Origin of the sequence: Komagataeibacter intermedius TF2 (assembly GCF_000964425.1) — a bacterium.
Taxonomy (GTDB): Bacteria; Pseudomonadota; Alphaproteobacteria; order Acetobacterales; family Acetobacteraceae; genus Komagataeibacter; species Komagataeibacter intermedius.
Genome location: NZ_BANF01000100.1, coordinates 38353 through 62018 on the forward strand (window position 1 = coordinate 38353; position 23666 = coordinate 62018).

The 23666-nt window shown below is 64.2% G+C and carries 17 protein-coding genes; 12 read left to right on the top strand and 5 right to left on the bottom strand.

Annotation, left to right across the window (positions count from 1 at the left end):
• Positions 1-49: 49 nt before the first annotated feature.
• Genes B7449_RS12590 through B7449_RS12605 form a run of 4 tightly spaced genes read right to left on the bottom strand, consistent with a single transcriptional unit; the run spans position 50 to position 4957 of the window.
• On the bottom strand, positions 50-1177 hold the full coding sequence (locus B7449_RS12590; protein ID WP_039732690.1) for a glycosyltransferase family 4 protein: 1128 nt from the start codon (positions 1175-1177) through the stop codon (positions 50-52).
• Positions 1174-2847: a heparinase II/III family protein gene (locus tag B7449_RS12595; protein WP_039732689.1), complete on the bottom strand. Its 1674-nt coding sequence runs from the start codon at positions 2845-2847 to the stop codon at positions 1174-1176. The genes B7449_RS12590 and B7449_RS12595 overlap by 4 nt, the downstream gene beginning before the upstream one ends.
• Before the next feature lie 37 nt (positions 2848-2884).
• Complete coding sequence (gene rpe, locus B7449_RS12600; RefSeq protein WP_039732688.1) at positions 2885-3562, bottom strand: ribulose-phosphate 3-epimerase; 678 nt, start codon at positions 3560-3562, stop codon at positions 2885-2887.
• 60 nt (positions 3563-3622) lie between these two features.
• The gene (locus tag B7449_RS12605) at positions 3623-4957 is read right to left on the bottom strand and encodes an RsmB/NOP family class I SAM-dependent RNA methyltransferase (protein WP_039732687.1); all 1335 of its coding nucleotides are present in this window, start codon (positions 4955-4957) and stop codon (positions 3623-3625) included.
• A 70-nt stretch (positions 4958-5027) separates the two neighbouring features.
• Here B7449_RS12605 and B7449_RS12610 point away from each other — a divergent pair, with 70 nt between their 5' ends.
• The 6 genes from B7449_RS12610 (at position 5028) to B7449_RS12635 (ending at position 11896) form a co-directional block, all read left to right on the top strand.
• Positions 5028-5711, top strand: coding sequence for a YggS family pyridoxal phosphate-dependent enzyme (locus B7449_RS12610; protein ID WP_039732686.1), 684 nt, complete (start codon positions 5028-5030; stop codon positions 5709-5711).
• 126 nt (positions 5712-5837) lie between these two features.
• A complete protein-coding gene (locus B7449_RS12615) occupies positions 5838-7838 on the top strand; it encodes a potassium transporter Kup (RefSeq protein ID WP_039732685.1) in 2001 nt (666 codons plus the stop codon).
• Between the two features lie 153 nt (positions 7839-7991).
• On the top strand, positions 7992-9164 hold the full coding sequence (gene hemW, locus B7449_RS12620) for a radical SAM family heme chaperone HemW (RefSeq protein ID WP_039732684.1): 1173 nt from the start codon (positions 7992-7994) through the stop codon (positions 9162-9164).
• 118 nt (positions 9165-9282) lie between these two features.
• Positions 9283-10341, top strand: a complete 1059-nt coding sequence (locus B7449_RS12625; RefSeq protein ID WP_082084862.1) for a nucleoside hydrolase — start codon at positions 9283-9285, stop codon at positions 10339-10341.
• Positions 10342-10358: 17 nt separating this feature from the next.
• Positions 10359-10802 carry a DUF1489 family protein gene (locus tag B7449_RS12630; RefSeq protein WP_039732682.1) on the top strand — a complete coding sequence of 148 codons (444 nt, stop codon included), beginning with the start codon at positions 10359-10361 and terminating at the stop codon, positions 10800-10802.
• 32 nt (positions 10803-10834) lie between these two features.
• Positions 10835-11896: a lytic transglycosylase domain-containing protein gene (locus B7449_RS12635; protein WP_039732704.1), complete on the top strand. Its 1062-nt coding sequence runs from the start codon at positions 10835-10837 to the stop codon at positions 11894-11896.
• Between the two features lie 137 nt (positions 11897-12033).
• On the opposite strand, the gene B7449_RS12640 is transcribed toward B7449_RS12635, so the two are convergent.
• A complete protein-coding gene (locus B7449_RS12640; protein WP_039732703.1) occupies positions 12034-14067 on the bottom strand; it encodes a glycoside hydrolase family 3 C-terminal domain-containing protein in 2034 nt (677 codons plus the stop codon).
• A gap of 228 nt (positions 14068-14295) precedes the next feature.
• On the opposite strand from B7449_RS12640, the gene B7449_RS12645 reads away from it, so the two are divergent.
• The 6 genes from B7449_RS12645 to B7449_RS12670 all read left to right on the top strand — a co-directional run bounded on the left by B7449_RS12645 (position 14296) and on the right by B7449_RS12670 (position 23579).
• Positions 14296-14829, top strand: a complete 534-nt coding sequence (locus tag B7449_RS12645) for a DUF3576 domain-containing protein (protein ID WP_039732681.1) — start codon at positions 14296-14298, stop codon at positions 14827-14829.
• Between the two features lie 101 nt (positions 14830-14930).
• Entirely contained in the window at positions 14931-17564 is a 2634-nt protein-coding gene (leuS, locus tag B7449_RS12650; RefSeq protein ID WP_039732680.1) for a leucine--tRNA ligase, read from the top strand.
• 3 nt (positions 17565-17567) lie between these two features.
• A complete protein-coding gene (locus B7449_RS12655; protein ID WP_039732679.1) occupies positions 17568-18425 on the top strand; it encodes an LPS assembly lipoprotein LptE in 858 nt (285 codons plus the stop codon).
• Positions 18422-19441 (top strand): DNA polymerase III subunit delta, encoded by a 1020-nt coding sequence (holA, locus tag B7449_RS12660; RefSeq protein ID WP_039732678.1) that lies wholly within the window; start codon positions 18422-18424, stop codon positions 19439-19441. Before B7449_RS12655 ends, holA begins: the two co-directional genes overlap by 4 nt.
• A gap of 1522 nt (positions 19442-20963) precedes the next feature.
• Positions 20964-22199: an NAD(P)-binding domain-containing protein gene (locus B7449_RS12665; RefSeq protein ID WP_082084861.1), complete on the top strand. Its 1236-nt coding sequence runs from the start codon at positions 20964-20966 to the stop codon at positions 22197-22199.
• Between the two features lie 51 nt (positions 22200-22250).
• Entirely contained in the window at positions 22251-23579 is a 1329-nt protein-coding gene (locus B7449_RS12670; RefSeq protein WP_039732675.1) for an ATP-grasp domain-containing protein, read from the top strand.
• Positions 23580-23666: the final 87 nt, after the last annotated feature.

Below are 23666 nucleotides of genomic sequence, written 5' to 3' on the forward strand. Positions count from 1 at the left end.
ACGCGGCGTGACGCAGGCGGACTTTCTGGAACCGCCTTCCTGTCCGTGCCTATGCGACAGGGCATCCCGCTGTCAGCAGGGCAACCGTGCGCGCCATGATGTCGGCCTGCGTGTAATGGGCCAGCGCGCGCAGCCGTCCCGCCTCCCCCATGCGCTGGCGCAGCGCACCATCACGCACCAGCCGGTCCAGCGCCGTAGCCAGCCGTGCGACGTCGCCCGGCGGCACCAGCAGGCCGGTCTCGCCTTCCACCACCTGTTCGCACGGGCCGGAAATATCGCTTGCCACCACCGGCAGGCCGCACAGCATGGCTTCGATCACGCTCATCGGCAGACCCTCGAAATGGCTGGGCAGGACAAAAATATCCGCAGCCGCCATGATCGGCGCGACATCCGCACGATATCCGAACATGACCATGCGCGTGCCAAGGGCCGCCTGTGCTGCGGCAAAACACGCGCCAAGGTCCATGCCGCGATCACTGGGCAGACGCTCACCCACCACCCATAACACCGCGTTGTCAGGCAGGGCGCGCATGACCGCCAGCAGTTCGGGATACCCCTTGCCCCGCACCAGGCGGGAGACGGCAAGGATGACGACCTGTCCCGCGTCCAGCCCCATCCGTGCGCGCAGCGCCGCGCGCTGTTCGGGCATGGGGTGGAAAATGGCCGGATCACGTCCATTGCCGATGGCCGTGGCGCGGGGGTTGATCCGCAGTCTACGGGCGTCACATGCCTCTTTTTGCGATACCGTCAGGTAGATGCCGGTCACCTGTCCCGCCAGCCATTCCAGCATAAGGGCCACGGCACGCCGCAGGCGTGATCCCGGCTGGTTGAACAGGAACCCATGACAGGTATAGGCAATGCAGGGCACCCCGCACCACCATGCCGCGAAACGCGCCAGCAGGCCGCTTATGGGCATGTGCGCATGGACCATATCGGGCTTTTCCGCCCGGATCAGGCGCACGAGCGCCCGCCATGCCCGCCATTGCGCAAGGGGGGACAGGGTGCGCGACATCGGCACGGTCTCGACCCGCAGCCCACATGCGCGCACATCCTTCAGCAGGGGACCATCGGCGCATACCCCCACCACGTCATGCCCTTCATCCCGAAGCGCCAGCATGAGGGGAAACAGGAACTGGCGTAACGAAAAATCGACATTCGTAACTTCGAGGATCTTCATGCCAGAAGCAGCAGCTTCTCACGACGCAGCGCCCAGCGCACCACCTGCCGCACCTTGCCTGGCGGGGCATCTCCCCCCATGGCCGGGGCATCCGGGGTATCCCCGTCTTCCTGCTTCTGCCGGGCTGCGGGATCGACCCGCACGACCAGTTGCAGGGTCGGCTGCGGCACCTGCCCACCGGAATAGACGCTTTCCTCAATCGCGACCTCGCCGCCTGCCGCGCGGAACCGCCAGTGCTGCTCCCCCGCTTCCAGCAGGACGGAGCCATCCTGCGCATCCACTGCCGTCACCGTCGGATGCAGGTGCAGGCGCAGAACGAAGGCCACTTCCCGCTCGCCTTCCAGCATTTCCTCTCCGCGCAGGATCTCGCCATCACCGCCCAGATACAGTCTGCGGTAATACGTCGCCCCCGCCGAAGGATGGTAGCCGTCATGCGACAGGTTCAGCCAGTGCGCGCCTTCGGCCACGGCATGATCGACACTGACATGGGCTGGCCTGCGCCGCACCGTGCCATCCGTCCCGAATTCGGACGAGGACATGTCCTCCACCACCACCACGGAATGGGCCGCGGTCTGGCGCAGGGCCTCTTTCCAAACAGGCAGGACCCCGCCGCCGCAATTAACGATCAGACGCTGCCGCGCACAGGAAAATTCGAATGACAGCGTCCCCGCATGCGCGTTGCGGTCATATTCGGGCGGGGCGGGAATCCCCACATCCACCAGCAGCAGCGATCGCACGGCCTGCATGCGTATGAAACCGCCATCGGGCATGGCATTGGCCACGACGCGGGTGCGCGTGGCCTGTGACAGCACCATCTCGATCAGCGTCGCGCTACGTTCATGGCTGCCATTGAACAGCGCAAGCCCCCCGTCCCCATGCCGCATGGCCCGCAGCACGGGGCTCATCTTGTCCAGCGCGATGGCGACCGAATGCGGCAGGGCATGCTGCACTGCCTGCATCATGGCCCGCATTTCCGCCAGTTCGCGCAGGGCGCGCAGCTGGACCTCCGGGCTACGTTCGACATGCCAGCCATCGGGCAGGATCTGGCTTTCCACCTCGTTGTCGATATAGCGGCGGTACCGGGTCAGGAAACCGGTATATTCGGGCATGGCCACCGCCACCGCCAGCAGGCCCTTGAGCGCCGTAAGCGACTGCCAGCCATGCTGTTCAGGTGGCATGAGGGCGGCGATGGTGCGCCCTTCCACCAGTATCCGTTCCATCAGGCGCTGGCGGAAGGAATCGCTGGCCGATGCGGCAAAGAAATCGTAATGCCCCAGCCACGCCGCGACACGGGCGCCAATCACCCCGCAATCCAGCGCCATGGGGTGTTGGGATGGATGGTGCAGCCAGTCATCGACCAGCGCGCGCGCCTTCAGCCGCGCGGCATCCGTGCCCACCGCGCGCAGGTCACGCAGCCAGCGGAAGCTGAGCAGCCCCTCGCGGAAACCGGGTTCAAATTCGGGCGCATCCCATTGTCCCGGCCCGACGGGGTGGGTATAGCCCGCCCATGTCAGGCTGCCGCGCGCAAGCTGCGCGCCCGCCGCCGGATCACCCGGCCACAGGTCACGCACGTTATGGACAGGCGCGACAGGCAGCCGCCTGCCCCCACCCAGCAACGGCAGCCGCGCGAATGAAAGGCGCGCGCCGCGCGCCAGACGCTTCAGCGGCATGGGGCCCTATCCCCCCGATATGGCGGGACGCATACCCTCACGCCGGGTTATGCGCCCCGATCCGTAGGTTGCTGATGGCGGCGGCATAATCATCCTGCCCATACACGGATGTCCCGGCAATCAGGACATCGGCGCCTGCCGCAACTGCCAGGGGCGCGGTCTGCGCGGTAATGCCGCCATCGACGCCAATGCGGATGTCACGGCCCGTCGCATCCGCCATGCGGCGCAGGGTTTCGATCTTGCGCAGCTGGCTGGTCAGGAATTTCTGGCCACCAAAACCGGGGTTGACCGTCATGACCAGGATCATGTCCACCAGATCCAGCACTTCGCCCACCGCTTCGGGCGGGGTGGCGGGACAGATGGCGATGCCGGGTTTCACCCCATGGTCGCGCACATGCTGCAGCGAGCGGTGGGTGTGGGGACCGGCTTCCACATGCAGGTGAATATGATCGGCCCCGGCCTTCGCAAAGGCTTCGATATACGGATCGACGGGTGCAATCATCAGGTGCACGTCAAATGGCAGCTTCGACTTCGGGCGAAGCGCCTTGATCAGTTGTGGTCCCATGGACAGGTTCGGTACGAAATGCCCATCCATGACATCCAGATGCAGCCAGTCTGCACCAGCGTTTTCGACAGCGGCGACTTCATCCGCCATGCGGGAAAAATCAGCTGACAGGACGCTGGGCGCGATGAGGGGGGTCTTGAGAGCAGCCATACCTGTTTTTTAACAGCAATCAATGACTAACGCCAATCTTTCCTCATGCCCCCGTCCCGCTCAGGCCCGACGGAAACGCGCGGCGAAGAAGCCATCCATGCCACCATGATCCGCCAGCATGCCGGGATGGGTGCGCAGCCACCCCTCCGGCGTGCGGGCCTGCGGCAGGAAGGCCAGTTCCTCCGGCGTGAAGGGATCGGGGATCAGGCCCATCGCCTCGGCCGCGCGGGCGCGCTGCTCGCCTTCCTCGGGCTGTAGCGAACACACGGCATAGACCATGCGCCCGCCCGGCCGCAGCATGTCGCGGCCTGCGGCCAGCAGCCGGTCCTGCCCTTCCGTCATGGTGGCGATGTCTCGCGGGCGCTTGATCCACATGGCGTCGGGGTGGCGGCGGATGGTGCCGGTGGCCGAACATGGCGCGTCCAGCAGGATCGCGTCCAGCGGGACATCAGGCCGCCACTGTGCCGCATCCGCATGGATGACCTTCACCCCATCCAGCCCCAGGCGTGCCAGATTCGCGCGCAGCCGCTCGATCCGGCGGCCTTCGCGTTCAATGGCGAAGACGTCCGCCCCGGCAAAGGCAAGCTGGGCGGTCTTGCCACCGGGGGCCGCGCACAGGTCGGCCACACGTTCGCCCGCTTTCACATCCAGCAGCCGCGCGGGCAGGCTGGCGGCCATGTCCTGCACCCAGAACGTCCCCTCGGCAAAGCCGGGCAGGTCCACCACCTTTACCGACCCCGCGGCAAAGCGCACGCTTCCATTGGGCATTACCTCGCCCCCCGGCGGGGGTTCGGCGCCGGGGCGGATGCTCAGGTCCAGCGGCGGCTCATGCCCCAGCGCGCGGGCGATGGGACGCGCAAGCTTCCCCCACGACTGCCACAGCCACGGCGGCACATCCAGCCGCGCCTGATCCAGCCCCTCCAGCGCCTGCGTCCCGCCAGCCGCGACACGGCGCAGCACCGCGTTGACCAGCCCCGCGAACGGCACCAGCCCCCGCCGGCGCGCAAGGGCGACGGACGTGGCCACGGCGGCGTGGGCCGGCGTGTCAAGGAACAGGAGCTGCGCCACCCCGATCAGCAGCACCACGCGAACGGGTTCGGGCGGTTCGCGCTTCAGGAACGGAGCCAGAACCTCGTTCGCGGTGCCCATGTGCCGCAGCACGGTGGCGGCCAGCCGGTGGCCCGCGGCGCGATCGCGCGGTTCGGCCGCGCGGGCGGCAAGCGAATGGTCCAGCGACGTATCAAGCATGCGGCGGTGCACGATCACGCCCTCGACGATATCAAAGGCGATGTCGCGCGTGGGATCCGGCGCGACCTTGCCACCGCGCCGGTCGGGGCGGCCTGCGTTGGGGCGGCGCCCGGTGGGGCGGGACGACGGGGACGGGGAAGGCTTCATGAAATCCTGACCTGAAAACTGCGATACGCGGGGGCTTGACCGGGGAGGTATTCAGGCCAAGCCTAGAGCCATGTCAACATCCACATCCATAGCACAGGCGCTGACGGGCATCCGCGCCCGCATCATCGCCAGCGCGCAGGCGGCAGGCCGCGACCCGTCCACCATCGGACTGGTGGCCGTTTCCAAGTTCCATCCGCAATCCAGCGTCATCGCCGCACTGGAGGCAGGGCAGCGGACATTCGGTGAAAACCGCGTGCAGGAAGCCGCCGCCAAATTCCCCGCCCTGCGCGAACGCTGGCCCGACCTGCGGCTGCACATCATCGGCGGCCTGCAGACCAACAAGGCGCTGGAGGCCGTCCGGATCGCGGATATGATCGAAAGCCTAGACCGGCCGTCCCTGTCGGATGCGATCGCGCGCGCGGGCGACAGGGCGGGTCGCCTGCCCCACCTGCTGGTGCAGGTGAACACGGGCGACGAAACCCAGAAATCGGGCGTGAGGCGGGAAGACGCCGACGCCTTCATCACCGCCAGCATCACGCGCTTTGGCGATGCGGTGCGGGGTCTTATGTGCATCCCGCCGCACGATCAGGACCCGGCGCCGCATTTCCGGCTGCTGTCGGACATGGCGGCACGGCACGGGCTGCCGGTCGTGTCAATGGGCATGTCGGCCGATTTCGAACGCGCAATTGCCTGTGGCGCGACGCTGGTGCGGGTGGGAAGCGCCATTTTCGGTGCCCGTCCCGCCCATGCCTGACCATGCCTGAATGGCACCTGAGCGGAGACGGGCCTTGCTGCGCATGGGGCGAGGCGGTAATGCGAAACTATCCGGTCGCGATGTGATGCCGGTTTTCTGTCTTCATTGCCGCGGAGCCGTCACGACATGACGCAACCCACGGGGCCTTCTGCCCCCGGATCCCCGACGCCGCCGGATGGCGCAGGTCATCCCGCAACTGCCGCGGACAAGGCCACGACCGCGCCCAAGATTACCGAATATGGCGCGGACCAGCACGAACACGCCGCAAACCCCGTGGGCTTTGCCGCCCTGCTGGGCGTGCTGGGCGTGGTGTTTGGCGATATCGGCACAAGCCCGATCTACGCCCTGCGTTCGACCATCATGGTCGTCTCGCAGCACCACCGGATCGCCCCGTGGGAGGTTCTGGGCGTTCTCAGCCTGATCATCTGGTCGCTGCTGCTGATCGTGACGGTCAAATACGTCATCCTGATCATGCGCGCCGACCATAACGGGGAAGGCGGGATCATCTCGCTCATGTCGCTGGCCCAGCGCGTGGCCCCCAGCAACCGGCTGCGCATCGCGCTGGGTATGGTCGGCATTGGCGGGGCCTGCCTGTTCTTTGGCGATGGCATGATCACCCCCGCCATTTCCGTGCTGTCGGCGGTGGAGGGGCTGGAGGTCAGCTTCCCTGCCGCGCGTGATCTGGTCATACCCATTGCGCTTATGGTCCTGATCGGGCTGTTTTCGGTCCAGTGCTACGGCACGGGCAAGGTGGGCACCGTATTCGGGCCGATCATGCTGGTGTGGTTCAGCCTGCTGGGCATACTGGGGGCACTGCAGATCCTGCATCACCCGGCGGTGCTGCTGGCCATATCGCCCACCTATGCGGTACAGTTCATCGTCTATCACGGGTGGCTGTCGTTCATTGCGCTGGGTTCGGTCGTGCTGTCGGTTACGGGGGCGGAAGCACTGTATGCCGACATGGGGCATTTCGGCCGCCAGCCCATCCGCTATGCGTGGCTGTTCTGCGTGCTCCCCTGCCTTGCGCTGAATTATCTGGGCCAGGGCGCGCTGATCATTGCGGACCCCGGGGCGCTGGCCAATCCGTTCTTCCTGCTTGGCCCGCACTGGCTGCAGGTGCCGATGATCATCCTGTCCACCTTCGCCACCGTCATTGCCAGCCAGGCGGGCATTTCGGGCGGGTTTTCGCTGTGCCGCCAGATCATCCAGCTGGGCTACCTGCCACGCATGCGCGTGACCCATACGAATGCGGAGGAAGAAGGCCAGATCTACCTGCCGGAATTCAACCGCTTCCTGATGGTGGGCGCGCTGCTGCTGGTACTGGCCTTCCGCAGTTCGGACGCGCTGGCATCCGCCTACGGTATTGCGGTGACGGGCACGTTCATGTGCACCTGCGTGCTGGCCATGGTCGTGTTCCGCAGGCTGTACCACTGGTCACGGCCCGCCGCGATCGTGACATTTGGCGGTTTCTTCCTGCTTGATGCGACGTTCTTCGCGTCCAACGCGCTCAAGATCCCGCAGGGCGGCTGGGTGCCGGTGCTGCTGGGCATCGTGCTGACGCTTATGATGACGACGTGGAAAAAGGGCCGCCAGCTGATCATGAACCGGCAGAAGCAGGACAGCATGCCCATGAACTCGTTCCTGGCCCGCCTGCCACAGTCGCGCATCATCCGCGTGCCGGGCACGGCGGTGTACATGACCGGGAACCCCGATTTCGTGCCCGCCTGCCTGCTGCACAACCTCAAGCACAACAAGGTGCTGCATGACCACGTGCTGTTCGTCACCGTGCAGACGCTGGACCAGCCCGAAGCCGATCACGGCCACCGCGTGGCGCTGCAGGAACTGGCGCCCGACATCTACCGGATCATCCTGCGGTACGGCTTCATGGAAATGCCCAACCTGCCCCGCGCGCTGGAGGACCTGAAGGCCAGCGGCCTTGATTTCGATGCGCTTCAGGCATCCTATTTCACCAGCCGCGAACTGCTTGTGCGTTCGTCCGTGCCCAAGCTGTCGCGGTGGCGGATGTCGCTGTTCCTGTTCATGGCGCGCAACGCGACGCCAGCGACGGAATTCTTCCGCATCCCGCCCGACCGCGTGGTGGAGCTGGGCGTGCGGCTGGCGATCTGACATTCCTGAACAGAATAAAGGTTTCTGGGTGCCGTCTTTTTTCCAAAAAGGCGGCATTCTTTTTGAAGCTTTCTGAAAAACGCTTCACCAAAAACGTCTGATAGTTTGCGAGGAGTCGCCTTGGCAGGATTTTCACACAATCCCGCATCCAGCATGGCCGAACCGCTGGCGCTGTACGTGCACTGGCCGTTCTGCCTGTCCAAATGCCCGTACTGTGATTTCAACAGCCATGTGCGTAATGAAATCCCCCGCGCCCGCTTTGGCGCGGCACTGCGGCGCGAACTGGCGCATGAAGCCGCCCGCATGGGCGACGGTCGGGCCGAGCGTCCGACCATAAGTTCCATTTTCTTTGGTGGCGGCACGCCATCGCTCATGGCGCCCGAAACGGTGGCCGGACTGATTGATGATGCCCGCACCCTGTTTGGCCTGACGAATAGCGTCGAAATCACGCTGGAGGCCAATCCCACCAGCGTGGAGACCGGTCGGCTGCGCGCCTTCCGTGATGCTGGCGTCAACCGCATTTCCGTCGGTGTCCAGAGCCTTGATGCCGAAGCCCTGCGGTTCCTGGGGCGCGAACATGATGCGCCACAGGCCATGGCGGCGCTGGAGACGGCGCGCAGCCTGTTTGACCGGATTTCATTCGACCTGATCTACGCCCGCCCCGGACAGGACGCCGCCGCATGGCGAGCGGAGCTGGAGGCGGCGCTGTCGCTGGTCTCGGATCATCTGTCGCTGTACCAGCTGACCATCGAACCCGGCACGAAGTTCGAAAGCCTGTACCGTCAGGGCCGCTTTCGCCTGCCCGATGGGGATGAGGCCGCACGCCTGTATGAACTGACCGCCGAGGTCGCGGGCCGCCACGGGCTGCTTGGGTATGAAATCTCCAATTATGCCCGCCCCGGCGCCGAAAGCCGCCATAACCTGACCTACTGGCGGTATGGCGACTATCTGGGCATTGGCCCGGGCGCGCATGGCCGGCTGACCCGCAATGGCGTGACCTGCGCCACCCGGCGCCACCGCGCGCCCGAACCGTGGGCGGAGCGGGTGGAACGTACCGGCACCGGCGCACATGCGGAAGAAAGGCTGGATGACCGCGACCGCGCGCGCGAAATGCTGCTGATGGGGCTGCGGCTGGCTGAAGGGATTTCCACCACGCGCTTCGCCCGCCGCACCGGCATGACGGTGCACGACGCAACCGACGCCGACATCATGGCCGCCGCGATGGAGGAAGGCTATCTGGTCGCTGATCCCGCCCGCCAGACCCTGCGGGCCACGGCGGCGGGCCGCCTGCGGCTGGAAAGCCTGCTGGCTGCGCTGGTGCTTTAGGAATTTAGGCAATACGATGGCGTCCCACCATACGTAAGGCCAAGGAGTGCGTCGCGTGTTCTCATCCGCCCTTTCACTGACTGCCCGGCTTGCGGCCTGTCTTACGGCTGTCACGCTGATGGCCACATCGGCCCTCGCCGCCCCTGCACCGGCCACGACCGGTCAGGAACTTGTAATCGAGGATAACGATTTCCTTGGTCCGGGTGGGTCGGACCAGCTTTCGGCCATTCCGCTGCTGTTCAACCCGCATGTCCGCGTGCTGGGCTTTACGGTGGTGTCGGGCGACGGGTGGGAAAACGCGGAATCCGCGCACCTGCGCCGCCTGCTGGAAATCGTGGGACGTACCGACGTGCCGGTTGCCGATGGCGCGGTCTATCCGCTGGTCAACACACGGGCCGAAATGAAACTGCATGAACAGCAGTACGGCATCATTCCATGGAAAGGCGCATGGGGCGGGGCCGGTTCGATCGACAGCGCCACGGACACCCAGCCCGCCATCCCGGCCATGAAGGAAGGCGCGCCCCATCTGGCCCCCGTGGCGCAGAGTGCGGCGCAGTTCCTGATTGAACAGGTCCATGCCCACCCGCATGAGGTCACGATTGTCGCGGCGGGACCGCTGACCAACCTGGCGCTGGCGATCCGTCAGGACCCGACCTTTGCCGAAACGGCAAAGCAGCTTGTTTTCATGGGGGGCCTGCTGGACACCAGCATGATGTCCATTACCGGCAATGCGGACTTCGCCTCCGATTTCAACATGATCTTTGATCCCGAAGCCGCCCATATCACGCTGACCGCGCCGTGGAAGAAGGTGACCGTGGTGGGCAGCGTCTCGAACGATCTCATGCTGTCGAAGCAGTACCTGGCCCGGCTGACGGCGAAGAAGACGCCGCTGACCGATTATATCGGCAGATATTATGATCCCCTGCCCATGTGGGATGAAATGACGACCGCCATCACCGCCGATCCCACGCTGGTGACATCCGCCGTGGATGCCCGCATGGATATTGATACCAGCCGTGGCCCGCATTACGGCCATGCCTTTGTCGTGCCCGATTCGCTGGCCCCGCATGACAGCCCCATGCGCACCGTGCATATCGTGCGCAGCATCGATGCCGACCGCTTCCGCGACATTTTCGCGCAGCAGGCACATACCGACCTGCCCGGTCGGGAGCACTGACGGGGAATACACGCAGCATGCTGCACATGGTCAAACTGGCGGTTGGCATCCAGTCCATCGAGGACCTGGCCGCGCGCCAGTCCCTCCAGACGCCGCCGGTTGATGACCTGGACGGCACCAGCGCCGCCGGCATGCCGTGGTTCCGTACCCGCATGTACCCCCGCAGGGCCGCGGACATACTGGATGGCGGGTCGATCTACCGTGTCATTGCCGGGCGCATCCTGTGCCGCCAGCGCATTACCGCAATCCAGCCCGACACGCGTGAAGATGGCACGCCATGCGCGCTGGTGGTCATGGCGCCTGACATCATCCCGGTCCAGCCACGCGCCATGCGGCCGTTTCAGGGCTGGCGCTACCTCCGCCCCGAGGATGCGCCGCCCGACCTGCTGGCCAACAGCCATACGGGCGATGCGTTGCCCGAAGCCCTCCGTAACGAACTGGCGGAACTGTGCCTGATCTGAACATGTCCCCGACCCTTTCTTCCCTGCGGGGCATGACGCGCCTTGGTGTTCTGGCCCTGACCGGGCTGGGCCTTGCCGCCTGCGCCAGTTCAGGCGGCGGCGGTGGAAAGACGTCGCATTACAACAGCTATTATGAAGGCAAGGCCGCCTACCGCGCGCCGGGCCCGGCCACGGACCCGTGGCAGCCCTATATTGCCGATGCCTCCACCCGGTTCGCGGTACCGCAGGAATGGATCCGCGCCGTGATCCAGAAGGAATCCGGCGGCCATGAATATATCGACGGGCACCTGACCCGGTCGGCCAGCGGGGCGATCGGGCTCATGCAGCTCATGCCGCCGACCTATGCCGACATGCAGCGCCGCAACCACCTTGGGTCCGACCCGTACAACCCGCATGACAACATCCTTGCGGGCACGGCCTATATCCGCATCCTGTACGGGCTATATGGCGCGCCGGGCTTCCTTGCGGCTTATAACGCGGGCACGCAGCGTCTGAATGACTATCTTGAAAATGGTCGCCCCCTGCCCAGCCAGACAGTCCGCTACCTGCGTATCATCACCCCCAACCTTGGCGACGAGGTCGCGTTGAGCGGGCCGCTGGCGGTCTATGGTTCCTCCGGCCAGCGCGTCGCGGCCAACCCGCCCGCGCTGGGACCGGGCAACACCAGGGTCAAGGCCGACCATACCTATATCCAGTACGCCACCCTTAACCCGCCCGCCCCCGTACAGCACCGCACGGCCTGCGTGCAGGACGCCAGTCTGGCGTATGATCCCACCAACACCACGTGCCATACCGACGCCCGCACGGCTGCCGCCCCCGCCGCCAGCGCCGGGGCCGGTTACGGGGCATGGATGGTGCAGGTCGGAGCCTTTACCGCCGAGGGACAGGCCCGCTTCGCCACCACCATGGCCCGGCAGGGGGATTTCGCCGCCCTGCAGGGCGCGCGCAGCATGGTCATTCCGGTCAACAGGCCCACCGGCGGCGTGATCTATCGCGCCCGCCTTGCCGGGCTGTCACAGGCGACGGCCACGCAGGCCTGTTCCACACTGAAAAATCAGGGCCTGCCCTGCAGCGTGGTCCGCCCGGGACAGTAACAGGGTCCGATGACGTCCTGATGCGCAACATAAACGTTCCGGAGTGTCGCCTTTGTTCAAAAAGGCGACGTTCTTCCGAAGCTTTCTGAAGAACGCTTCACCAAAAATCTTTCTTCATTTTCATGAACATATTGTCCCTATTCCGCAGCCACAACCGGCGCGGGCGTGCTGTCCAGCGCACCGGGCACATGCAGCGCGGGCAGATGCAGCGTCGCATGCCGCACCATCATGACAGAAGAAAACCCCAGAGAGAGAGTATAATCCCCCGCTGGCACGCTCCAGTTGCCGCCCGCCGGGTTCCACTGCCCCACCAGCCGCAGGCTGACCGGCACGCCCAGCCGCACCGTATGTCCCGGCGCGACAATGATGCTGCGCCATCCGGCCAGGCGACGGGCAGCGCCCGGCACATCATCGGGCATTTCCACATATAGCTGCGGAACCGCGCGCACCGGGGTGTCATCGGGGTTGGTGATGGAGAAACTGGCCGTCGCATGGTTGCCCTCGCGCACGACATGCAGGTCACTGAAGGTCAGGTGTCCCCGCGTTGACAGGCCATAGCCAAACGGGAACAGCGGTACGACATGGGCGCGGGCGAACGCGCGATAATCGGCATCCGCCAGGCCCGGCGGGTAAAAGCCCCCCGTCAGCGTAACCGGCAGATGCCCGGAAAAATCCTGCTGTCCGGACAGAAGGGCGGCCAGTGGCTGGGCGTATTCATCCCGCCACGCCCATGCCTGCACCACGCTGTCCACCGTATCCAGCCAGGGCATCTGCCGGTCCGGGTCGTCCGACGCCAGCACCACGACAACGTGCCCCCCCATTTCCGCCACTGTCGAAATCATCTGGTTGTCATCATTGCCGGCACTCAGCACCAGCGTGCGCGCGGCCTGCGATACGGCAGGTGGCAGGGTGCCAGGGGCACCCGCTCCCTCTGTCGCAACGGACAGCGCCACATTCAGCCCCGCATGCCGCAGCGCATCAGCCAGCTTTTCCGCCGCAGGACGCAACGCGGGATGGACCAGTATCAGGACGGGGCCAAGGGCGGGGTCAAACGGCACGACCCTGTTTTCATTCTGCAGCAGGACCGCGCCCTGTGCCTCCACATCCGCCACCAGCGTGTCAGGGGATGCGGGCGGCGCACCATTATGCGCGCTGGAGAAAGGGGGCGGATGGTCAAGGCTGCCCGACATGTAGAACGAAGCGAGGATATGCGTCACCATGGCCTGCACCTGCGCGGGTTTCAGACTGCCCTCGCGCACGGCCTGCCGCAGGGCCGCGCCAAAGACGTCATGGCCGTCCGTATCCACCTGTTCCATGTCCACGCTGGCCGCCACGGCCGCCAGCGTGGGCGCGATGTCCGCATTCCTGATTTCGCCCGCGCCACCGGGCCGCGCCATGACCATGCCGGGGAAATGCCAGGCGTCATGCACTATGGACCCAAGGCCGGTTACGGTCTGGCACGGCGCCATGCCACCACACAGTATGGCGCCCCCATGCGCCGTCTCCAGCGCCATGGCGACACCCAGCAGGCTCTGGGATGCAAGCTGGGCCGCGGGCACCTGCGTCGTGCGGTCAGGCAGGGCGCCATCCGCGCGGGGCTGTTCCTCCGTCGCGACGGACCCGAAGACCGGAAGCACATGCCCCGCCAGCAGTCCCGCCCCGATCATGCCCGCCATGCCTCCGGCAAGAACCTGGTCCTCCCCCGCCTGCAGGCGGCCCGACGGCAGCAGGTCAACGCCCCCCACCCGCAGCACCGCACGGCCGTGCAGCCATTCGGACCGTGCCCGCGCGCTGCCCGCCCGGCGGGCAAGGTCAGGGTCCCATGTCGCCGCCAGCGCCAGCCATGGCAGCAGCGGATGGGGTGCGCCATCGGCAGACTGGGCCGCATGGGCGAAATCCGGCATGCGCAGCACCGGCAGGCCCAGACGGGCCACGCCCGGCCATGCCAGCAGGTCGCCTGCCTCCGCTGTGGTGCCCAGACCGGCAGCGGGGCGGGCCTGCACGACCGTCTGCTGTTCATCAGGCTGCATGCGCGCAGCCATGTCCGCCGCATGCGCGGTGCCCGTGCTGCCACCCGGCGCCCCGGCGGCATGGGCTGGCATGACCGACAGCGGCAAAAACACGATGCCCGTACACAGGGCGGCGACGTACCATATGGCTGAATGTCTCATCATGTCCCATTGCTGTTGAAAGGTGACGCCATTTTTGCGCCTCCGGGCCGGGATTGTCACGCAACGCAGGGTAAAGTGGCCGTGCGACTTGGCGGGACAGGCGGGGCAGGATATGAAGAACGGACAACGCGACAGGCCAGAACGCACCCTGCCCGGCATGGCCGGCAGGTCAGGCGCATGGCTGGATTACCACATGCGGGGGCCATCCCCGGCGTCCATAGAGGCATCATGACCCTTCGTCCGCCCTGTTCTGCCCCTCCTGCCGCCCCATCGGGCCGCCACCTGCCGCCGCGTGCGATCGTGCCCGCGCTGCTGGCCATAAGCCTGCTGGCAGGCTGCGGCAGCGCGCCACAGCATGACAAAAGCGGGCTGGCCATTCCCCAGAACCGCCTGCTGAAGGAAGACCGGGGCGCCAATGGCGGTTCTACCCCGCTGGAAAGCAACGGGGTCAATGCCTTCCTGTGGCGCGGCGCGCTGGATACGCTGTCCTTCATGCCGTTCGCCTCCGCCGATGCGGTGGCGGGCGTGATCCTGACGGACTGGTACACACCGCCCGCAACCAAGGATGAACGCTTCAAGATCACCTGTTTCATCCTGTCGCGCAGCCTGCGTTCGGATGCGGTGCGCGTATCGGTGTTCCGTCAGGTGTTCCAGGACAACCAGTGGGTCGATACCCCGGTCGCGGCCAATACCGTATCCGACATTACCGCGCGTATCCTGACCCGCGCGCGCCAGCTGCGGACCGATAGCGGACAGCGCTGACCCCCGGCCCGACGTTCCTTTCCACCGGGCGGCGCAGGCCGTGCCGCCCGCACCCTTCCGGCGGGGGCAGCCCCGCCTCCCGCATACCGAACCAGAAGAAGATGACCGAAACCAGCACCCCACCGGACAGCGCCCTCCCCGCCTATGACTTCCACACGGCCGAGCCGCAGTGGCAGGAACGCTGGGCTTCGTCAGGCATCTTCAATGTCCCGGACGTTCCCCCTGCCGACCGGCCCAAATATTATGTGCTGGAGATGTTCCCCTATCCGTCGGGGCAGCTGCATATGGGCCATGTGCGCAACTATACGCTGGGTGATGTGGTGGCGCGGTACAAGCGCGCGCGTGGCTTCAGCGTGCTGCACCCGATGGGCTGGGACGCCTTTGGCCTGCCGGCGGAAAACGCCGCGCGCGAACGCGGGGTGCATCCGGGCCAGTGGACGATGGACAACATCGCCGCCATGCGCGCGACGCTGAAACGGCTGGGCTTTTCATTCAACTGGGATCGTGAGATCGCAACCTGCCTGCCGGAATATTATGGCAAGCAGCAGAAGCTGTTCCTCGACATGCTCAAGGGCGGGCTGGTTGAACGGCGCGAAAGCTGGGTCAACTGGGATCCCGTGGACAACACCGTACTGGCGAACGAGCAGGTGGTCGATGGCCGGGGCTGGCGTTCGGGCGCGCTGATCGAACAGAAGAAGCTGTCGCAGTGGTTCCTGAAAATCACGCAGTTCGCCCCGCAGCTGCTTGATGGCCTGTCCACCCTGCCGCGCTGGCCCGAACGCGTGCGCACCATGCAGGAACGCTGGATTGGCCGATCCGAAGGGGCCAGGGTCCGTTTCGCCCTGCATGAACCGCCAGCGGGTTTCGACATCGACCTTGATTCGATCGAGGTCTTCACCACCCGCCCCGACACGCTGTTTGGCATGTCCTTCCTGGCCATTGCGGCCGACCATCCGCTGGCGGCCAGGATTGCGGCCAAAAATGCGGCGGCCGGGGAATTCATTGCCGAATGCCAGCGTCTGGGCACGTCGGAAGAGGCAATCGAAACCGCTGAAAAGCGTGGATTCGACACCGGGCTGCGCGTCAGCCACCCCTTCATGCCCGATAAATCCTTTCCGGTCTGGATCGCGAATTTCGTGCTGATGGATTACGGGACGGGCGCGGTGTTCGGCTGCCCGTGCGGCGACCAGCGCGACCTTGATTTCGCGCGCAAGTACAACCTGCCGGTTACCCCCGTGATCCTGCCGCCGGGGGCCGAGGCCGCGACCTTCACCATGACCGACAGGGCCTGTGACGGCCACGGCACGCTGTTCAATTCCGGCTTCCTGGACGGTCTGGATACCGAGACGGCGAAAAAGGAAGCGATCACCCGGCTGGAAGGCATGGGAATCGGTCAGGGCGTGGTCAACTGGCGGCTGCGTGACTGGGGCATTTCGCGCCAGCGTTACTGGGGCTGCCCCATTCCCGTCATCCACTGCACGGATTGCGGCGCGCAGCCGGTGCCCGATGACCAGCTTCCGGTCACGCTGCCTGAGGACGTGACATTCGACCGCCCCGGCAACCCGCTGGAACACCACCCGACATGGAAGCACGTGACCTGCCCCAAATGTGGCAAGGCCGCCGTGCGCGAAACCGATACCTGCGACACCTTCGTGGACAGTTCGTGGTATTTCGCCCGCTTCACCGCGCCACACGCGCCCACGCCCACCGTGCCTGCCGCAGCTGATGGCTGGCTGCCGGTGGACCAGTATATCGGCGGGATCGAACATGCGATCCTGCACCTGCTGTATGCCCGCTTCTTCACCCGCGCGATGCATGAGACAGGACACCTGCATGTGGACGAACCCTTCAACGGGCTGTTCACGCAGGGGATGGTCAACCACGAAAGCTACCGCGACGCGGACGGCAACTGGCTGTATCCCGAAGAGGTCGAGCGCAGGGCCGACGGGGCCGTACGCCGCGACAATGGTGCGCCCGTCACCATCGGTCGCGTGGAAAAGATGTCCAAGTCCAAGCGCAACACGGTGGCGCCCGTCGCCATCATCGAACGCTTCGGCGCGGATACGGCACGGTGGTTCGTACTGTCCGACAGCCCGCCGGAACGTGACATGGAATGGACGGAATCCGGCGTTGCCGCGGCATCGCGCTTCCTGCAGCGCCTGTTCCGCCTTGTCCGCACGGTGGCGGAACAGACCCCGGCGGATGCCGCGTGTCCCGCCACCATCTCACGCAATGCGGATGCCCTGCGCCGCACCACCCACCGCACCATCGCGGCAGTGACCGATGCGCTGGAAACCTTCAGTGTCAACGTCGCCGTGGCGCGACTGCATGAACTGACCTCCGCCATGGCCGATGCGGAAAAGACGGCAGGCGAGGACGGCATGGCGTTCGCCCGGCGTGAAGCGGCCACCACGCTGGCGCTGCTGTGCGCGCCCATGGTGCCGCATCAGGCGGAAACGATGATGGCGCTGCTTGAACCCGGTGGCCAGCCGGTGGTGGACCGCACGTGGCCGGTCGCCATCGCGGACCTGCTGAAGGCGAACGAACTGACCATCGCCGTCCAGATCATGGGCAAGCTGCGCGGTACGATCGCCGTGCCGCCGGACATGCCCGCGGACAGGGTCATCGCCATGGCGGAAGCCGAACCCAACGTGGCGCGCCTGCTGGATGGCGCGCGGATCGTCAAGCGCATCCATGTGCCGGGCCGGATCGTCAACTTCGTGGTTGCGAAATAGCCCATGGCGCATCCCGTCCGTCATCCTGTCCTGCTGGGCATCCTGCTAATGGTGGCGGGATGCGGCTTTTCGCCCATGTACAAGACGACGGGAACCCATATTGGCGCGGATGGAAAACCCACCGTGGCCAATGTGGTGGCGGAACTGAAACAGGTGTACGTACCGGTCATCCAGGAACGGTACGGTCAGCAGCTTCGCCAGTTCCTGCAGCAGGATCTGGGCGGGGCGGGGCCGGAAGACCCGACCGGTTACGAACTGCGCATCAGCACCTACATCATGAACGAGGCGGTGGACATCCACGCGGACAATACCAGTGGCCGCACACGGACCACCGCCTTCGCCCACTGGCAGCTCTATACGCTGGGGGACAACCCACGCATGCTGGCGGGGGGGGATGCCTCGGTCGTGGATGGGGTCAACAATACATATGAACAGTATTTCGCCCTGACGCTGAACCTGGAAACCGTACGGACCCGCGTCGCCAAGAACATGGCCGAACAGGTCACCCAGCAGGTCGCGACGTGGTTCCGCACACATGCCCGCCCGGCGGTGGACGGATCGGTCGCGGACCAGAACCAGCCACGCTATGTCGATCCCAACAGCATCGTGAACCCCAATAACCAGATGCCATCCCAGCAGCCGGGTGCCGATGGCCTGCCCGCGCTGGCGACGGGCCGGACAGATTCCCAGCTGAACGAGGAAAACAACGAAGGCAGCAGCCTGTCCACCCAAAGCGTCCCCATGGACAGCACGCCGCAATCCACCAGCGGCAACCGGAGCGGTACGGGCACCATGGCCCCGGATGTCGATACATCCCCCTCCTCCGGCATCAGCATAGGCGGCGGGGGCGCGAACGAGTGAAGATCGATGCCCGCGCCGTCAACGCCACCCTGCAGGCCCCGGGTGCGCTGCGGGCCATTATCCTGCACGGGGATGACGCGGGGCTGATTCGTGAACGGGCCACGACCGCGGCGAAAGCGGTCTGCGCGGATCTGCACGATCCGTTCCGGGTCGCCATTCTGGGGCGCGAAGACCATGACCGGCTGGAAGAGGAGACGACCGCCCTTGCCCTGACGGGAGGGCGACGCGTGGTCTGGCTGCGCGAGGCGGGTGACAGCCTGCTTGCCCCATTGCAGCGCAGCCTGGACCAGTCATCCGATACGCTGATAATTATGGAAGCGCTGGGCCTTGCGTCGCGTTCGAAGTTGCGTGCCTTTGCGGAAAAGGACAGGCAGTGCGGCGTGATCGGCTGTTACCCCGAAGAGGGACGGACGCTGGAAGCCGCCATCCGGCAGATGCTATCGACACAGAATGTAGGGATCGACCCCGATGCGCTGGGGTGGATGGTGGAACGCGCGGGGCCCGACCGCGCGGCGACACGCAGCGAGGTTGAAAAACTGGTCCTGTTCGCCGGTGCGGGTGGCAGGCTGGGGATGGAGGACGTGCGCGCGTGCATTGGTGACGCGGCGGGCGTATCACTGGAAGATGCGGCCTTTGCCGCCATGACGGGTGACCGCAGGGGGGCGGATGCCGCCGCGGAACGGGCGCTGACCACCGATGGCAGCAGTCCGGTCGCTTTGGCGCGCGTGCTGCTGTCGCACATTCACCGGCTGCGACGGGCGCGGATTGCGGTGGATGGCGGGGCAAGCCGGGCGGACGCCATGCGGCAGCTGCGTCCCCCCGTTTTTTTCAAACGCACCGACAGCTTCGGTCAGGCCATGATGATATGGTCCGCCAGCGCCCTGCTGCGCGCGGCGGAAGACACGCAGGCGCTGGAACTGGCATGCAAACAGACCGGCAGCCCCGATGTGGTGCTGTGCCTGCGCCATATCGCCCGGCTATGCGCGCAGGCGCAACAGATGCGCAGACGGCATTAAGGGAAAATATTCCCCCTTCCCTTCGTGAAACATCTTGCCGGGCTGGGCTGCCTCGGTTAGAAAATCCGGGTGTGTCCGCGTAGCTCAGCCGGATAGAGCACAGGATTCCTGGTTTGCAATTGGGCGTCACGACGGGAAACCACGTGGCGGATCTGCTCAAATTCGGGGAACGCTCTGGCAAATGCCGTGCCAATCCCGAGCCAAGGCCGGTTTTCCGGCAAGGTGTAGAGACTGGATGGGCAGCACCTGTCAACCGCATGCGGTTTATGGTGAAGGGACAGTCCAGACCACGAACGCCATATTCCTATGGCGGCGGTGAAAGCCGAAGTGGTACGAATCCTGGGGCCGTGGGTTCGAATCCCGCCGCGGACACCACAAATCCCTGCCAATCTCATGACGACCAGATCCCGGACAGGATCTGCCCGTTCGTGGCACGACGATGGCTGCCCCGCATGGTCAACCAGAGCTGAAACCGTCCGGGAGCCCATCCCGGACAGGGGACGACCCCTATCAGATGACATGCCGGCCTGTTGAATGCATCCGCCGTTTGGGTTCCATTCGCGGCAGACATGGCAGATGGCCGACTACTTTTCAGGCATGTCTGACATGACATCCGGATGCTGTCTGGCTGGCATTTATGCACGAATTGCCATTCCATCGAAAACAGGCCTGCCACAATGAAACACTGCGATATATTACAGCCTGTTGTCATCACCATATCGAATACTTTTACGACGGAAACCTTATCAATATACGGACTTCCATTTCATCCATATCATAACATTAATTTGTAATTAATTATATAAGTCATATTTTAACATTATAAACTTATACTAATTATATCATGAATACATAAAAATCCAGATTTTCTATAATTTATATTTCAATCCGTTCTACGAAATTCCCCGTAGGAAGAATAAAAAACAGCTTAAATCTACGGACTACAAATTCTCTTTCCATGCAGAATTTTCTGCCGTTTACTGTTTCATTTTATATATTCATAAACATAATGAATGAAGATATTCATTCAGACTGCATTTCAATAAAATAATAAACAATTCGCATCGATAAGATCAATTTATGAATTGATCCTATTCCAATCCTAGCCATCTTAACAAAGTGTTTCTATTCATAAACAGGCACGACCTGCCCATAACGAACAGAAAATATTCAATTCATATAAAGTATGAGAGCGCAAAAAGTTCCCTGACTACAGTCAGTTAATCAAAAAAATGTTTCAAAATCCGATTCAGGCCACAGGAATCCGTCGAAAGTGTGTGATTTGTACCAGACCTGAACTTTACGCCCATACCTATTTTTTTTGTGATTGTTGTCTGAGATAAGGTAAATGTATGGTGAATATATGGCGGAGCATGAGGTCCGTTTTCACACTTCTGGTCCTGATGGGCCAGAAACAAGAAACGTGCGCGTGTTACATCCATACTGAAAATAAATACCAGACGCTTTGTGGCCATTATCTGGCCCCGTTCCATTTCTGCACTTACTGGCTGGTGGATTTCTGATGAATACCGACGTAGCCATTATAGGGGCTGGCCCCTATGGTCTCTCCCTTGCAGCCCATCTGCGCGACAGGGGTGTCAACTTCCGTATTTTCGGGCGCCCGATGGGGTTCTGGCGCGATCATGTCCCCGCCGCCCTGCGACTGAAGGCAGAAGGGTTCGCACTGGACCTGTTTGACCCCACCCGCAGGTCAACCCTTGCACGGTTCTGCAAGGAACGGGGATATCCCTACGCCCCCATCGGCAAACCCATTCCTGCCAAGGTTTTCCGGGAATACGGCGAAGAATTCCAGAAAACCCACGTGCCGCATCTCCAGCCATGCCGGGTCACGCATCTGGCACGCACGCTGGATGGATTTGTCCTTCATCTGGACAATGGGGAAAGTGTCCTGGCGCGCAATGTGGTCATGGCGATCGGGATCGAACACTTCGCCTACACCCCCCCTGCCGCGCGCCACCTGCCTGCCGACCGGATCAGCCATACCTTTGACGAACTCACGTTTGACCGCTTTGCGGGCAAGCGGGTCGCCGTGATTGGCGCGGGGTCATCAGCGGTGGATACGGCCTGCTTCCTGCATAACGCTGGCGCGCAGACCTTTATCTGCACCCGCCGGCCCAAGATATGGATCAACCATCCCCCACGGAAATTAACGGGGCTGAAGCTGCTGTGGACCCGGATCAAGAAGCCCGTTTCCGGTCTGGGGACGGGGTGGCGGTCGCGCATGGCCTGTGACCTGCCCGATGTCTTTCACATGCTGCCCGCCCGCCTGCGCCTGCGTATTACACGCGGCCATCTTGGCCCGGCGGCGGGATGGGTAACGGGTCAGGTTGTCCGGGATCAGGTGCCGATCTGGCTCAATCTCGACCTGCAGTCCGCGCAGATGCGCGATAACGCCATCCATCTTGTCTTTCGCGATACAAAGGCCGAACGCCCGCGCACGGTAGATGTCGACCATGTGTTCCTGGGCACCGGCGTCCGGGTGGATATGCAGCGCATCCCCTTCCTCGACCCCGTGCTGGCGCGCGCCATCCGCACCGAGGAGAACATGCCCGCCCTGTCGCGCAGTTTTGAGTCGAGCGTGCCGGGCCTGTACTTCATCGGCCCCATGGCGGCGGGCAGCTTTGGTCCCCTTTTACGCTTTGCCTGGGGCGCGCGCTTTGCCGCGCGCCGCCTGAGCGCCCGACTGGGCCGACAACCCGTGCCGGTCCCGGTCCCGCAGGCCGCCTTCGCGTCCTGATTTTCCCTGCCGTCATCCTGAAGCCCGACCCGAACTGGAAAGTTGCGGATCATGAAAAACGATTTTACGGTTCTTATCGTCTCCTCCGTGTGGTGGTCGGCCATCACGCGCGCTGCGGTGGAATTCCTGGAAAGCGGGGTGGAGGTCCATGCCATCTGCCCGGCCGGACATCCCCTGCGCTGCCTGAGCGCGATCAGGAGCATACAGACCTATCCGTATGTCGCGCCGACCGCAGCGCTGGCTAATGCCATTGCACAGCTCCGCCCCGATCTGATCATCCCGGCGGATGACCGGGTCGTTGTGACCCTGCACCAGGTCTTCAGCGAGGCTGATCCCACAACCGCCATGGGCCGGTTATGCCGTGACACCATCGAAAGATCCCTTGGGCGGCATGAATACTTTGCCTATGCGCAGACGCGGCTCCGGCTCATCGATGTTTTGCGCGAGCAGGGCATTCCCACCCCTGCCGCAGCCAACCTCGCCACCATGGAGGATGTCAGGCGATGGTGCGCGGCCACGCCCGGCCCGTGGGTGCTCAAGCGCGACCGGAGCTGGGGCGGCTCCGGCGTGGTGATCGCGGATACGCAGCAGGAAGCCGAAAGCAGTTTCCATCGCCTGTCGCAGCCGGTGCGCATGATCTGCGCGCTGCGTGTGCTGCTGGCGGATCGCGACATCTATTCCTTCATGGATGCAACGGCCCGGCATCCCCTGCCCGTCATGGCGCAGGCGCATGTCACCGGCATGCCCGCCAATATCATGGTGGCCTGCTGGGAAGGGGAAGTGATCGGCACGCTGGGGGTCAATGTCGTGTCCTATCAGGGACGCACGGGGGCTGCGACGGTGATCGAGATCACACAGTCGGCCGATATGGAACGCGCGGCACGGGTCACCTGCGCGGCATTGAAGCTGTCGGGTTTTTTTGGCCTGGATTTTGTACGATGCGCAAAAACCGGCACCTATCATTTTATTGAAATGAATCCCCGCCTGACCCAGATCGGCCATCTGTGCCATGGTGGCAATACCCTGATCCGCCGCCTGCTGCAGCATGTGCGCGGCAGGGCGCAGGTGGCCATGCCCGCCGCCGCGATGGAACTGCATGAACGCACCCTGATCGCCCTGTTCCCGCAGATCCTGCGCACCGATCCCGATACGATGAAGAATGCCTCCGCCTGGATCGACATTCCATGGCGCTATCCTGAACTGGTGGAGGAACTGCTGCGCCGTCCGTGGCCGCGACGGGGATCTGTCGCACGGCTGGAAGAACGGCTGAGACCCAACATGCCCTATGGCAAATCCGTGGACCGGGGGGAGGCGCTGGGCAAACTGTCCACCCTGCTGAAGACAGGCATGGTCACGGACATGCCTATGGCCATCCTGTAAGGAAAGGGTGCCGGCCCGCTGTTGCTGAAAAGCCGGCTGCTGTCTGCAGGCGCCGCCTTTTTCCGAAAAGGGCGGCGCTGCCTGACG